The sequence below is a fragment of the Rhizobium sp. NLR22b genome, assembly GCF_019685295.1.
Classification (GTDB): domain Bacteria; phylum Pseudomonadota; class Alphaproteobacteria; order Rhizobiales; family Rhizobiaceae; genus Rhizobium.
Map to the genome: position 1 here is coordinate 16,636 of NZ_JABDWM010000017.1, position 14,009 is coordinate 30,644.

General features: G+C 61.7%; 15 protein-coding genes. 7 read left to right on the plus strand and 8 right to left on the minus strand.

The window, feature by feature from the left end:
* Position 1 precedes the first annotated feature (1 nt).
* The 7 genes from HJC00_RS24535 to HJC00_RS24565 form a co-directional block, all read right to left on the minus strand.
* Complete coding sequence (locus tag HJC00_RS24535) at positions 2-1,477, minus strand: CpaF family protein (RefSeq protein ID WP_221147684.1); 1,476 nt, start codon at positions 1,475-1,477, stop codon at positions 2-4.
* 32 nt (positions 1,478-1,509) lie between these two features.
* The gene (locus tag HJC00_RS24540) at positions 1,510-2,787 is read right to left on the minus strand and encodes a CpaE family protein (protein ID WP_210629575.1); all 1,278 of its coding nucleotides are present in this window, start codon (positions 2,785-2,787) and stop codon (positions 1,510-1,512) included.
* Positions 2,788-2,801: 14 nt separating this feature from the next.
* Entirely contained in the window at positions 2,802-3,560 is a 759-nt protein-coding gene (locus tag HJC00_RS24545; RefSeq protein ID WP_210629576.1) for a CpaD family pilus assembly lipoprotein, read from the minus strand.
* Positions 3,557-5,053, minus strand: a complete 1,497-nt coding sequence (locus tag HJC00_RS24550) for a type II and III secretion system protein family protein (protein WP_221164731.1) — start codon at positions 5,051-5,053, stop codon at positions 3,557-3,559. Before HJC00_RS24550 ends, HJC00_RS24545 begins: the two co-directional genes overlap by 4 nt.
* Positions 5,054-5,065: 12 nt before the next feature.
* Positions 5,066-5,881 carry a Flp pilus assembly protein CpaB gene (gene cpaB / locus HJC00_RS24555; RefSeq protein WP_221164732.1) on the minus strand — a complete coding sequence of 272 codons (816 nt, stop codon included), beginning with the start codon at positions 5,879-5,881 and terminating at the stop codon, positions 5,066-5,068.
* 110 nt (positions 5,882-5,991) lie between these two features.
* Positions 5,992-6,504 (minus strand): prepilin peptidase, encoded by a 513-nt coding sequence (locus HJC00_RS24560; RefSeq protein WP_221164733.1) that lies wholly within the window; start codon positions 6,502-6,504, stop codon positions 5,992-5,994.
* Positions 6,505-6,628: 124 nt separating this feature from the next.
* Positions 6,629-6,814: a Flp family type IVb pilin gene (locus tag HJC00_RS24565; RefSeq protein ID WP_085857806.1), complete on the minus strand. Its 186-nt coding sequence runs from the start codon at positions 6,812-6,814 to the stop codon at positions 6,629-6,631.
* Positions 6,815-7,193: 379 nt separating this feature from the next.
* On the opposite strand from HJC00_RS24565, the gene HJC00_RS24570 reads away from it, so the two are divergent.
* The 7 genes from HJC00_RS24570 (at position 7,194) to HJC00_RS24600 (ending at position 12,695) form a co-directional block, all read left to right on the plus strand.
* Positions 7,194-7,604, plus strand: a complete 411-nt coding sequence (locus HJC00_RS24570) for a pilus assembly protein N-terminal domain-containing protein (protein WP_210629580.1) — start codon at positions 7,194-7,196, stop codon at positions 7,602-7,604.
* Positions 7,605-7,717: 113 nt separating this feature from the next.
* Positions 7,718-8,353 (plus strand): TadE/TadG family type IV pilus assembly protein, encoded by a 636-nt coding sequence (locus HJC00_RS24575; RefSeq protein ID WP_210629581.1) that lies wholly within the window; start codon positions 7,718-7,720, stop codon positions 8,351-8,353.
* Positions 8,353-8,934: a TadE/TadG family type IV pilus assembly protein gene (locus HJC00_RS24580; protein WP_221147682.1), complete on the plus strand. Its 582-nt coding sequence runs from the start codon at positions 8,353-8,355 to the stop codon at positions 8,932-8,934. The genes HJC00_RS24575 and HJC00_RS24580 overlap by 1 nt, the downstream gene beginning before the upstream one ends.
* 103 nt (positions 8,935-9,037) lie before the next feature.
* Entirely contained in the window at positions 9,038-10,258 is a 1,221-nt protein-coding gene (locus HJC00_RS24585) for a phosphopentomutase (RefSeq protein ID WP_221123538.1), read from the plus strand.
* Entirely contained in the window at positions 10,255-11,223 is a 969-nt protein-coding gene (locus HJC00_RS24590) for an adenosine deaminase (RefSeq protein ID WP_221123537.1), read from the plus strand. Before HJC00_RS24585 ends, HJC00_RS24590 begins: the two co-directional genes overlap by 4 nt.
* 145 nt (positions 11,224-11,368) lie before the next feature.
* Positions 11,369-11,998, plus strand: a complete 630-nt coding sequence (gene upp / locus HJC00_RS24595; protein WP_020920114.1) for a uracil phosphoribosyltransferase — start codon at positions 11,369-11,371, stop codon at positions 11,996-11,998.
* A gap of 127 nt (positions 11,999-12,125) precedes the next feature.
* Positions 12,126-12,695 carry a TIGR02281 family clan AA aspartic protease gene (locus HJC00_RS24600; protein WP_210629585.1) on the plus strand — a complete coding sequence of 190 codons (570 nt, stop codon included), beginning with the start codon at positions 12,126-12,128 and terminating at the stop codon, positions 12,693-12,695.
* A 6-nt stretch (positions 12,696-12,701) separates the two neighbouring features.
* Here HJC00_RS24600 and deoA read toward each other — a convergent pair whose 3' ends face one another.
* Positions 12,702-14,009: a thymidine phosphorylase gene (gene deoA / locus HJC00_RS24605; RefSeq protein ID WP_210629586.1), complete on the minus strand. Its 1,308-nt coding sequence runs from the start codon at positions 14,007-14,009 to the stop codon at positions 12,702-12,704.

The following is a 14,009-nucleotide window of genomic DNA, read 5'->3' on the forward strand; positions in this document are numbered from 1 at the left end:
CCTATTCCTTCGATTTCGCTTCCATTGCGTCGAGGGCGGCGGCCAGGCGCTTTTCCTCGTTGAAGTAACGAGCCCGATCCCAGAAATGCGGTTTGCCGACGCCGGTCGACATGTGCCGGCCGACCAGTCGGCCGCCAGCATCCTCGCCTTCGATCTCGTAGCGCATCAGATCCTGGGTGATGATGACGTCGCCTTCCATGCCGATCACTTCGGTGATCTGGGTGATGCGGCGCGAACCGTCGCGCAGGCGCGCTGCCTGGATGATGATATCGACGGAGGTGGAGATAATCTCGCGGACCGTCTTTGCCGGCAGCGAGAAGCCGCCCATGGCGATCATCGATTCGATACGGCTCAGGCATTCGCGCGGCGTGTTGGCATGGATCGTGCCCATCGAGCCGTCGTGACCGGTGTTCATGGCCTGCAGCAAGTCGAAGACTTCAGGTCCGCGCACTTCGCCGACGATGATGCGTTCTGGACGCATGCGCAGGCAGTTCTTGACGAGGTCGCGCATGGTGATCTCGCCCTCGCCTTCGATATTCGGCGGGCGCGTTTCGAGACGCACGACATGCGGCTGCTGCAGCTGCAGTTCGGCCGTGTCCTCGCAGGTGATGACGCGCTCGTCCCGGTCGATGTAGTTGGTGAGGCAGTTCAGCAGGGTCGTTTTGCCCGAGCCCGTGCCGCCCGAGATGATGACGTTGCAGCGCACGCGGCCGATAATCTGCAGCACGGTCGCGCCTTCCGGCGTGATCGCGCCGAAACGGACGAGCTGGTCGAGCGTCAGCTTGTCCTTCTTGAACTTGCGGATGGTCAGCGCCGGCCCGTCAATCGACAGCGGCGGCGCGATGACGTTGACGCGCGAGCCATCGGGCAGGCGCGCGTCGCAGATCGGGCTCGATTCATCGACGCGGCGGCCGACCTGGCTGACAATGCGCTGGCAGATGGAGAGAAGCTGCGCATTGTCACGGAAGCGGATTTCCGATTCGATCGTCTTGCCGCCGACTTCGATGAAGGTCTGGCCGGCGCCGTTGACCATGATGTCGGCGATGTCGTCGCGCGCGAGCAACGGCTCCAGCGGACCGTAGCCCAGAACGTCATTGCAGATATCCTCGAGCAATTCTTCCTGCTCGGAGATCGACATCGCGAAGTTCTTGATGGTGATGATGTCGTTGACGATGTCGCGGATTTCCTCGCGCGCGCTTTCGCCATCGAGCTTGGAAAGCTGCGAGAGATCGATCGTGTCGATCAGCGCGGAAAAGACCTGCTGCTTGGTATCATAATATTCGTCGGTGCGAACCGGTCGCTTGCGCTGCGGCGCCTGCATCGGCGGCGGCATCACCTGCTGGCGCGCGGGTTCGCGCTGGGGTTCGACGAGGACGGCAGGAGAAGAGGCCACGGGGGCGGCGGCCGGGGCCGGCGGCGGAGGAGCAATCGCGCCTCCGGCCTTTCCGAAACCATCGTTTCCGCGTTTTCCAAACATGCCGCTTAATCCGATCTCTTCATTCTGGTCACCTACTTCCGCTTCAGGAGGCCGAGCAGGCCGCCCTTCTTCGCCTTCTTGATGGCGACCCGGCCGGTGACGATGTGCGATATCTGCGAAAAGGTTTCGGCCGTCGGCGACTTCGGATCGACTTCCGAGATCATCCGGCCGCTGTTGGCGGCGTTGCCGAAGAGGTTGATGTCAAAGGGAATGATCGCGATCGGATCGACCTCCAGCGGCTCACAGAAATCCGACGGCGATATCTCCGGGCGTTTCGGCATGCCGACCTGATTGAGGATCAGATGCGGCGGCTTGTCATTCGGCCGCATCTTGCGCAGCGCGTCCAGCATGTTTTTGGTGTTGCGCAGGTTGGCAAGGTCGGGAACCGCCGTGATGACCACCTCGTCGACGCTCGCCAGAACCGAGCGCGTCCATTCCGACCAGGCATGCGGGACGTCTAGCACGGTGACGGGCGCACTGCGCTGCAGGACATCGAGCACCGGCTGGAAGGCCTGGCCATCGAAATCATAGGCGCGGTCGAGCAGCGAGGGTGCGGCAAGGAGGGAAAGGTGCTCGGAGCATTTCGTCAGCAAGCGGTCGAGAAAGACCTCGTCGAGCCGATCGGGCGCAAAGACCGCTTCGGCGATGCCTTGCGCCGGATCCTGATCGAAGTCGATATTGGCTGTGCCATAGGGCAGGTCGAGATCGGCGAGGATCGTCTCGGTGGAGAAAAGATTGGAAATGCCGAAAGCGCAATTATGCGCGATGGTCGAGGCGCCGGTGCCGCCTTTCGAGCCGATGAAGGCGATGCTGCGCCCGAGCGGCTCGGCTTCCGGATCAACGAAGATCGAGGCCATCGCCGTCAGAATGTCGGGCATGGCGACCGGCTGAACCATATATTCGGAAATGCCGTTGCGGATGAGTTCGCGATAAAGCCCGATATCATTGTAGTAGCCGACGATCACGACCTTGGTGCTGGGGTCGCAGACGGCGGCGAGCGGCGCAAGTTCGTCGAGCAGGCTTCCGGAATTGGCTTTGGTCTCGAGGATGATCAGGTTCGGCGTCGGCGCTGCGGCGAACATATTGGCGGCAGCGGCTATGCCGCCGCTGGTGATGCGCATGCTCACCTTCGCCATGCGCCGGTCGTTGGCGCAGCGTTCCATCACATGCTGCAGGGGCTCGCTCTCGCAGAAGGCGTGAACGGAGATGCGCGGCAATGGCCGCATATTTTCCAGATCCGCCATCCGCACCGCCTCTTCGGCGTGACGAAGTTCGCTGGGGTTCCTGATTTCGTATTCGATCGCGCTCATCGTCCCGTTCCGCCTCAGAAGCTGCTGTCGCTGCCGGCAACATCCTCGATCGTCGTTGTCGTCGTCCGGTATTCCTGTATTGCGTTGTTGCGCCGCTGTGCATCGATCGGGGTCATGCCGCGGGGCGCCACCAGGTCCTCCGGATTAGCGATCTGGGCAGCGAGGTTGTTCTGCGAGGCGCAGCCAAAATTATAATAGTTCTGGTTGGCGAGATCGTTCGAGATATCCTTCGGCCACTGGCCGCATTGCGTGGTGATCGCGGTCGTGCCGGTAAAGCTCAGCCGGATCGGCGCGGCATCGCCGGCGCCGGCAGCGGCATAGGAGGTATTGATGATTTTCGAACTTGCGATCCCTCTTGTCGTCAGCTCGGCACGAACTTGGTTGCGCAGCTGATGTGCGGCTGCGGAATTGGGCGAACCTTCCGGCGACAGGACATAAACCGGCCCCGAGGCGCGTGAAATGTAGTTGGCGGCAAAGCCGCGGATGAGATCACGCTGGGCGATGGTCAGGCGGCGGTCGGTCGAGGCGACGGGTATATCCACCGTCTGCTCCGCCTCCGTGACGATGATCGGATGGCGGGCGCGGTAGTCGTCAGGAATCCCGCCTGTCGTCAGCTGGTCATGCGGACCGGCGCATCCGGACAGGATCGCCAGCGACATGACCGCCGCGGTAAAAAGCGCCCTGGAGCAACCGAGGCGGTGTGTCGTCGCATTCATCTGGGCCATCGCCTGATCTCTGTTCTGTGCCATTGCTGCCGATCGTGCCCCGCTCATTTGTAGATGAACCCGATCGAGCCGTGGAACTGCGCGTCGGCCACGGGCGCCTCGCGGCCGCCATAGACCTTGTTCACACGGTTGAGGAAGAAGGTTGCACCGTCATTCTCAGGGCTGAAATTATCATCCGGCCGGTTGAGTTGGTTCCGCGCCACCGGGCGCACCAGATAGGGTGTCGCGATGATGACAAGTTCGGTTTCCTGACGTTCGAAACCCTTCTGGCGGAAGAGCGTGCCGAGCAGCGGGATCTTGGAGACGCCGGGTGTGCCGCCCATCGTCTGGGAAACATTGTCGCGGATGAGGCCCGCCAGAGCGATCGAGCCGCCAGAAGGCAGTTCCACCGAGGTCTCCGCCGAACGCCGCTGATAGGTGGCGTTGCCGCTGCCGGCCACCGGCTCGGAGACGTTCGTCTTGATCTCCAGGCTGATGCGTCCAGACGACAGCACGACCGGTTTGAAGGCAAGATTGATGCCGTAGTTGAAGGGAACGACCGTGACGTTGCCGTCATTGTCGGTCGTCGAATAAAGCTGCTGGCCGCCGGAATTGAAGGTTGCCGCCTGGCCGGATATGGCCGTCAACGTCGGCTCCGCAAGCGTCCTGACGACCTTGGCCTGCTCCAGCGCATTGAGATAAGTCGAAATATCGTATTTGCCGATCGAGCTCTTGAAGAGCGCCGCCAGGCCGCCGCCGACGGTGGCTGTGGCGCTGTCGGCGCTCGGAGTGCCAAGCTGAGCGACCGTCATGCCGGAGGAACTGGAGACGAGGTTGTCGAAGCCGAGCTGCTTCAGCACCTCGCGGCGAACCTCGGCGATCGTCACCTTGAGGGTGACCTGGTCCTCGCCCTGGATCTGCAGGAGGTTGACGACCTGCGACGTCTGGCGGCCTTCGGCAAAGAGCGCCACCGAGCTGTCGCCGCCGGTGCCGGAGGCCGTCTCGGTTCTCGTCGTCGCTTCGCCGCCCTTCAGGAAGACCTGCGCCAGATCGGCCGCCTGCGTCGCATCCTGCGGGGTGCGCACGGTGCCGGTCAGCACGATATTGTCGGAGACGATTTCGACTTTGATGTTGGAGTCGGGAATGAAACGGCGGAGATTGGTTTCAAGGCCGGAGACGTCGCGCTCGATCTCGATGTCGAGATTGACGACCTCCTGCCCGCCGGCGCCGAAGACAAAGATATTCGTCTGGCCGACCTTCTTGCCGAACAGGTAGATGCGCCGGGAAGTGCGGGTAACGGCATCGGCCATTGTCGGATCGGAGACCAGGATATCATGGGCTTCCTCCGGCAGGTCGACGACGACGGCCTTGTTCAGCCCGAGCTTCAGCCGGCGATGGGCGTCGGGGCCGGTCTGCGAGATGCGGACAAGGCTTTCAGCGGCACGCGCCTCACGGACAGCGAAAAGCGGCCCGAAAGAGGTCGGCGCCATGCCGGTCGCGCCGACTGCCAGCGAAAGGCAGCCTGTCAGGAGAAGTTTGGCGCGCCGCGTTGAATTACCCATTTGCACGTCCCTTTACTCCGCCTTCGGCGCTGCGCCGGCATCCGTCACGATGGAGCCCGACTTGATGACCTGAATGATCGCGCTGCCGTTGTCGCCGCTCAGCAGATAGTCCGCCGCACTGGTATCCTGCTCCTGCGCATCGGCGACCGAGCGCAGAGCGAGCGAAAGCCGGTCAGCCATCTGTTGGGCAACGGCGAGAACTTTCGTCTGGTCCGGGGTCAGCTCGAGCGTTGCGGTCGTGCCGACCACCGTCTTCGAACCATCGTCCTTTTCCTGGATCTGCTGGTCGATGGCGAGAACGCGCACATTGCTCAGCACGGTTTCGGTGATCAGCTTGTTGGCCTCGGTACCCTTGCGGACCATGATGACGTCGACGCGATCGTTCGGCAGGATGAAACCGCCAGCGCCCGTTGCCACAGAGATCTCGGTCGCGACGGCGCGTTTGCCGGCCGGCAACAGCGAGGACAGGATGCGGCTGCTGGAATCGGCGACCTTTTCAGGCCGGATCGGCTCGCCTTCGAAGATCGGCAGACGCACGACGGCGCCCTGCAGGTCCTTGATCGCGTCCGGCTTGTCAGCCTCGGTGATGAAGCCCTGGACCACGCCGCCCTGCGGCCAGGGCATCCAGTGCATCGATTTCTCATCGAGCCTTGCCCCGACCGGCAGATTGCCGCTCGAAACGAGGATGTTGACGGTGGGTTCTTTCTTGATAACCGACTGCACCTGGGTGACGACGCCACCGCTGCCGGCCATGCGCATTGCCAGGAGCCCGGCTAGGCCGGCTGCCACCACGGCGACAGCGAGAATTATAAGGCGGGCCGGTTTCATCGATCATTCCTCAGGGCACGATATGTTCGCCCTGCAGAATGCTCAGGAATTGGTGTAATTATGGTTAATGGAATGCTTACATTTTAAGTTAACGGGCATTTAAAATGCGGTTATTTCAGGCTTTCCAGCGCGGCGGTGAAGAGCGGCGAGGACGGGAAGGCCATGAAGCCGCCGATCGCGATGGCGATGCCGTAGGGAATCTTCTTGGCGAGCAGCAGAGAGTTCGGCACCGGCAGGCCGATGGCGAGGATGGTATTCGACTGTGCCCTCAGCAGCAGGATGAGCAGGGTGATTAGGCCGCCGATAATGGCAACATCGGTCATCAGGAAAAGCAGGGATTCGTTCAGGCCGAACCAGAGTGCGGTGGCGGTCAACAGCTTTGCGTCTCCGCCGCCCATCACATTAAAGGCAAAAAGAGCAAAGCATGCGGTAAAGACGATCGCGCCGGCGGCAAGATGCATGCCGATCGCCTGCAGGCCGAAACCAAAAAACGGCGCCAGTGCGAGGAAGGAGACAACAAGGATCAGGGAAATGCGGTTCGGGATCGTCATGGTGAACAGATCCGAGAAGGCCGCCACGGCGAGGCAGAGTGGCAGTATTACAAAGACTGCAGCTGCGATCATGCGTATACCCGATCATAATAAGATGCGAAAAGGCTCACGGCCATTCAGCGCGTGAGCCCGCTCGATAGACCAGCCAGGTCAGATCCGGCCAGAATCAGGGAGGTGCCGCCGCGCGGCGCCTCGCTTAGTTGACCGCCGTGGTGGCGTCATCCATCTTGGTGCTCAGACCGTTGAACGTGTTGCCGATCTTCTCGCCGAGGGTCGTGGCGCCGGCGATGAGCGCTACGGAAATGAGAGCTGCGATCAGGCCGTATTCGATTGCGGTCGCGCCGGATTCGTCCTTCAGAAAACGGCTAAAAAGCTTGGTCATGGGTACTCCTAACTCCAGTTGATGTTCAGCACGTCCGCCAACTGTTGCCGTTGATCGGATGAACAGCAATCTAATGAATGGGCGTTTCCATCGGCTTAAGAAAAAGAGTTAACAGCATGTGAAAGCCGTCGGAGGCTCCTGTATGGTAAGCCTTACGCTATTCATTTCGCTCAAGATTTAATGGTTTTCAGAGGTTAACGAGGGGATTCATCCGGTAATAGCACAGGCGCCGTATCGAGCCGCAATGACACCGACTGGATCCAGTGCCAAATCAGATCAACTTGCTTCACCGCGAAACAAGATGGTGGGTTTAAGGCTTCATTCACCATTTTTTTCCATTCTATGCGCCTATTGCGCTGTGATCGTGAAAGAGGACCCAATGTCATCGAGCGGCAAAACCATTTTCTTTGCCGGTATGATCGCCGTTTCCGGTGTTTCGGGAGTTTCCTCGGCCGCAGACGATGACATGCTGCGCGTCTATATGGATCACGCGCGCGTCTTGAAGCTCGACCGCCCCGTCAGCAAGGTCATCGTCGGCAATGCCCAGGTCGCCGACGCGACCGTCGCCGATGCCAAGACGATCGTGCTGACAGGACGCAGCTTCGGCACCACCAATCTGGTCCTTCTGGACGCCGACGGCAACGCGATCCTCGACGAGCGCATCCTTGTGTCGATAGACGAGGGCAACACGGTGCGCGTCTACCGGCAGACCGAGCGCTCCGTGCTGTCCTGCACGCCCAATTGCGAGCAGCATGCGCAGCAAGCGGCCGCCGGCGCCACGTCACCCTGATCGGCCCGGCCCGGATCTTCTGCCATTCGTTAAAATCGTCGTATCGGCCTGAAACGGAAAATCAACGAACGGACCCTAGTGTGGCAGGCAGAGATGTCGCGCGGGTCCAGGCAATGACGGTAGTTGATCAGAAGACGGATAGGGAGCGCGCCTTCGCGCCGGACCGTTTCTCCCGGTTTCGCGCTGTTGTCCGCTCGCGCGACGGCGCAGCGGCGATCGAATTTGCCTTGCTTGCCATCCCGTACTTCCTGGTGATCTTCGCGATCCTAGAAACCTTCATCGCGTTCGCTGCCGAAGAACTCGTCTCCAACGCCGTCGATACGATGAGCCGGCGGATGCGGACCGGGCAGATCACCTACAATCTCGGCCGTACGACCGACATGAGCCGGACGCAATTCCGCCAGGCGTTCTGCAATGAGATTTCGATCCTGATCAGCTGCTCGACCAGCGAAGCCGCCACGCCGAGCAAGCTTTACCTGGATGTGCAGACATTCGGCACCTTCTCGGCCATCCCGACGACGATCCCCAAGGTTTCCAGTGACCGATATGCCGATATCAACACTGCCGCCTTCAAATATACGCCTGGCGGTGCCGGCACCATCAACATGCTGCGCGCCTATTATCGATGGGAAATCATCACGGATCTGGTCCGGCCCTATATCACGACGATCCGTCCGTCCGACGGTTCGATGCCGACGCAATATCTGATCATCGCAACCTCCGCCTTCCAGAACGAGCAGTATCCATAATGGCGATGCGCAACCCGTTCACCAGACTGGTACAGCAGGCGCGTCGGCTGGCGCGAGAGCGCAAGGGCGCCGGAGCGATCGAATTCGCGATCCTCTTTCCCGTGCTCATCATGCTCTATATCGGCGCTTTCGAGATCACCATCGGCCTCAGCGTCAGCAAACGCGCGACACGCGCCGCTGGTTCGATCGCCGACCTCGTCACCCAGCAGCAATCCGTCACGAAGAGCGCGCTCGCGCAGATGCCGTCGGTCGCAACGGCGATGTTCGTGCCCTACAATTCAACATCGCTGACGCTGAAAATCACCGGAATTTCAATCGACGCCGGCGCCAATGCGAAAGTGCTCTGGTCCTGGGCGCAGGGCGGAACGGCGCCTTACGCCAAGAATGCGCCGGTGAGCGACGTGCCGGCCGATATGAAGATGGCAAACAGCTTCCTCGTTCGGACCGAACTCAGCATCCCCTATACGATGTTCCTGTTCGCGCCGAACTTCATGCCGGATGGGATGCGCACGATTACCATCAGCCGCAGTTACTTCTACCGCCAGCGGCAAGGCGACTCGATCCCCTGCGGAGACTGCTGACCCCCTTCCCACCTCGAATTTGCCAAGGCAGGCGCGGCACTATATGCGTGGGCTTCAGCCTCCGACGGTCCGGAGGCCGGCGATCGGTCCTTTCGGGGGTAAAATGGCGCGCGCCTTTCTTTTCGTTCTCGATTCCTTCGGCGTCGGCGGGGCGCCGGATGCGGCAGCCTATGGCGACGAGGGCGCCGACACGCTCGGCCATATCGCCGAATTCTGCGCGGCCGGTGCCGGAGACCGCGCTGGGCTGCGCAGCGGACCGCTTTCCCTGCCCAACATGTCGGAACTCGGGCTTCTGCACATCGCCCGGGCCGCCTCCGGCCGATTTCCGGCCGGCATGCCCCTGCCGGAAAAGCTCTACGGCATTTATGGCGCCGCCAGCGAAATCTCCCGCGGCAAGGATACGCCATCGGGGCATTGGGAGATCGCAGGGACACCCGTCAATTTCGATTGGGGATATTTTCCGACGGAAGGCGATGCCTTTCCCCCGGAGCTGATCGAGGCACTATGCCGGGAGGGCGACGTTCCCGGCATTCTCGGCAATTGCCACGCCTCGGGAACCGAAATCATCGCCAGGCTCGGCGAGGAACATATCCGCACCGGCAAGCCGATCTGCTACACGTCCTCGGATTCGGTCTTCCAGGTCGCGGCGCACGAAATGCATTTCGGCCTGGACCGGCTGCTTGCCTTCTGCCGCACGGCCCGCACCCTTCTCGATTCCTACAATATTGGCCGCGTCATTGCCCGGCCCTTCATCGGCCAGTCGTCCTCCACCTTCCAGCGCACCGGAAACCGGCGCGATTTTTCCGTGCCGCCGCCGGAGCCGACACTGCTCGACCGGCTCGTCGAGCACCGCCGGCATGTGCATGCCGTCGGAAAGATCGGTGACATCTTCGCCCACCAGGGCATTTCCAGGCTCATCAAGGCCAGCGGCAACGAGGCGCTGATGGATGCGTCGCTATCGGCAATCGACGAGGCCGAGGACGGCGATCTCGTCTTCACCAATTTCGTCGATTTCGACATGATCTACGGCCATCGTCGTGACGTGCCCGGTTATGCGGCAGCGCTCGAAGCCTTTGATGCGCGTCTGCCTGAGGTCCACAAGAAGTTGAAACCCGGCGACCTCGTCGTGCTGACCGCCGACCATGGCTGCGACCCTACCTGGCGCGGCACGGATCATACGCGCGAACGCGTGCCGGTCATCGCCTACGGCCCCGGCATCCGGTCGCGTTCCATCGGCGTTCGCCGCACCTATGCCGATATCGGCGAAAGCATTGCGCACCATCTCGGCATCCCGGGCGGCGCGCATGGAAGGAGCTTTTTGTGACATCGCATTTGAAGAAGGTCGAGCTGCACTGCCATCTGGAGGGCGCGGCACCGCCTGCATTGACCGAGGCGCAGGCGCGGAAATACGGTGTCGACATCAGCGGCGAGCTGCGCGATGGCGCCTATGTCTGGCACGATTTCGCAAGTTTTCTGGAATGTTACGACAAGGTTTCCGAGGTCTACAGGACGGAGGAGGATTATGCGCTTCTGACCGAAACCTATCTAGACGAACTTGCCGGCATCCATACGATCTACAGCGAACTCATCGTCTCGCCCGACCACGGCAAGCGTATCGGGCTCGGCGCCGATGCCTATATAGCAGGCGTCTGTGAAGGCATCCGGCGGGCCAAGGCCAAAACCGGCATCGAGGCCCGGCTGATCGTCACCGGGGAACGGCATTTCGGTCCGGAGAGCGTGATGGGAGCGGCCGAATATGCGGCAAAGGCCGGCAACCCTCTGATAACCGGCTTCAATCTAGCCGGTGAGGAGCGCATGGGCCGTGTGGCCGATTATATCAGAGCCTTCGACATCGCCCGCGATGCCGGTCTGGGCTTGACCATCCATGCCGGCGAGGTCTGCGGCGCCTTCAGCGTTGCCGACGCGCTCGATGCCGTGCGGCCTGCACGCATCGGCCACGGCGTGCGTGCCATCGAGGATGTCGATCTGGTGAAGCGACTTGCCGATCTCGGCACCGTGCTTGAAGTCTGCCCAGGCTCCAATATCGCGCTCAGGGTGTTTCCCGATTTCACCTCGCATCCGCTGCGGCGACTGAAGGAAGCGGGCGTGCGGGTGACGATCAGTTCCGACGATCCGCCGTTTTTCCATACGTCGCTGAAGCGGGAGTATGAACTTGCGGCCGATGTCTTCGGCTTCAGCGACACAGAGATCGACGCCATGACCCGCACGGCGATCGAGGCAGCTTTCGTCGATGAAGAGACGCGCAAGGCTCTGCTTGCCCGGCTTTGAAGATGAGTGTCTTCTTATCCCGGAACCGCTGCACACTTCCGGGCGACAAGCATTGGGGAAGATCGCGGCAAATTCGGCTCCGCTCTTGCGGTCGGGCCGATTTCCGTGAAAGAAACATTCGATAGAAAGAATGAAAGGCTTCCCCATGGACGGCGTCACGGTCATCGATCACCCGCTTGTGCAGCACAAGCTCACCATCATGCGACGCAAGGAGACATCGACGGGAAGTTTCCGGCGCCTGCTGCGCGAAATCTCCACGCTGCTTTGTTACGAGGTCACCCGCGATCTCGAATTGACGATGGCGACGATCGAGACGCCGCTGCAGACGATGGACTCGCCGATCCTCGAGGGCAAGAAGCTGGTCTTCGCCTCGATCCTGCGCGCCGGCAACGGGCTGCTCGAAGGCATGCTCGATCTCGTGCCTTCCGCCCGGGTCTCGCATATCGGCGTCTATCGCGATCACGAGACGCTGCAGCCGGTCGAGTATTACTTCAAGGCGCCGGAGGACGTGGCCGAGCGCCTGATCATCGTCGTCGACCCGATGCTGGCGACCGGCAATTCCTCGATTGCGGCGATCGACAAGCTCAAGGAACGCGGCGCCCACAATATCCGCTTCCTCTGCCTGCTCGCCGCCCCGGAAGGCATCCGCAACTTCCGCGCGGCGCATCCGGATGTTCCGGTCTTCACCGCGGCGATCGACAGCCATCTGAACGAGAAGGGCTACATTATGCCGGGCCTCGGCGATGCCGGCGACCGCATGTACGGCACGAAATAATTTCAGCCTTCCTTTACCAAATCGCAAGACTTTATGGCCCGGAAGGTTCGCTCCGGGCCTTTTTGTTATCGATATTAGCAAGTTCTCAGGATTTGAGGCTTAGCAAGCTGGAAGCATGAGGCCCCGCATGACGCGGGGTTTATACAGGAAGGATTTCTGTTTCATGCTCGTGCGTACCGTCATTTTCGCCAGCGTCGCCGCAGTGCTGGCCACACAGGTACCTTCGCTCGTTGGACGTATCAGCCAACAACCTGCCGACGGTCTCTCCGCCAATTACGTCTCGGCCGACGCCCACCAGTCCGCTGCACCGGCGCCCGCTTCCGGCAATGGTACGATCCGCCTGCAGGCGGATGCGCAGGGGCACTATACCGGCAGCTTCAAGATCAACGGCAAACCGGTGCCAGGGCTGATCGATACCGGCGCCACCTATGTCGCGCTCAATGAGACACTCGCCCGCCGGCTCGGCTACACCGCAAATCAGCTTGACTTCCGCTATGGTGTGAACACGGCGAACGGCCAGACGAAGGCCGCGCATGTGATCCTTGACCGCGTCGAAATCGGCGGCATCCGCGTCCGCAATGTCGAAGCCTTCGTGCTCAGGGACGATGCCTTGACGACCACGCTCGTCGGCATGAGCTTCCTGCAGAAACTCGCCTCCTATTCGGTCGCCGACGGCTCGCTCAGCCTCAAACAGTAAACCGCATCAGACCCGACCTGCAATGACGGGGGCCAATTCCGGCCTGTCGTCAGCAATGCGATAATGCACGGCAAGGGCGGCAACTGCTTTTTCCGCCGCGGCTTCGCAGGCAGCGTGAACGACAGCGATCGGATCGCCCGCATCGACCCACGTGCCGAGCGGCAGGAGGCCGGAGAAACCGACGCGGTGGTCGATGCGATCTGACGGATGGCGGCGGCCGCCGCCGAGATCGATGACGCTGATGCCGATACCGCGCGCGTCGCAGGCGGCCATCCAGCCGGATCGGGCAGCGGGGACTTCTCTTTCGACCGGCGCCCCGGCCAGGTATCTCTCGGGATTTTCGACGAGATCGGCCGGTCCGCCGAGCATGGAAACCATGCGCCCGAAGCTTTCGGCCGCCCGTCCCGACGACAGCGCTCGACGCGCCATCGCGTCGGCTTCCTCGCAGGAAGAGGCAATGCCTGATTTAACCAGCATCTCGGCGGCGAAGGCAAAAACCACGGTCTCGAGTCGCGTGCCGGTCTTCCTGCCCGCCAGGAAGTCCAAGCAGTTGCGCATCTCGACGGCATTGCCGGCGCAATCGGCAAGCGGCTCATTCATGTCGGTGATCAAGGCGGAGGTCTTCACGCCCGCGCCGTTCGCCACCTCGACCAGGGAACGCGCCAGCATCTCCGCCTGACCGCGGTCAGCCATGAAGGCGCCGTTGCCGAGCTTGACGTCGAGCACCAGCGTCTCAAGTCCGGCTGCGAGCTTCTTCGACAGGATGGAGGCAGTGATGAGCGGAATGGAATCGACGGTGGCGGTGACATCGCGCACGGCATAAAGCCTGCCGTCGGCGGGCGCCAAGCTTCCGGTCTGGCCGATGATGGCGAATCCCGCCCCTTTCACGACCCTGTGGAACAGGTCCGAATCAGGGGTGATTACATAGCCGGGAATGGATTCGAGCTTGTCGAGCGTGCCGCCGGTATGGCCGAGGCCGCGCCCCGAGATCATCGGGACGGCGAGGCCGCAGGCGGCGGCGATCGGCGCCAGCATCAGCGAGACGTTATCGCCGACGCCGCCGGTTGAATGTTTGTCGGCGATGGGACGGCCGATATCCGCCCATTGCAGCCTGTCGCCGGAATTGGCCATCGCCAGCGTGAGGGCGACGATTTCCTTGCGTGACATGCCCTTGAACCAGACGGCCATGGCGAAGGCGCCGATCTGTCCTTCGGACAGCTGCCCGTCGGAGAGTGCCGCGATGAAGGAGCTGATATCGGCGGGGTCGAGTTCCTCGCCATCGCGTTTACGCCGGATGATCTCCTGCGGAATCAT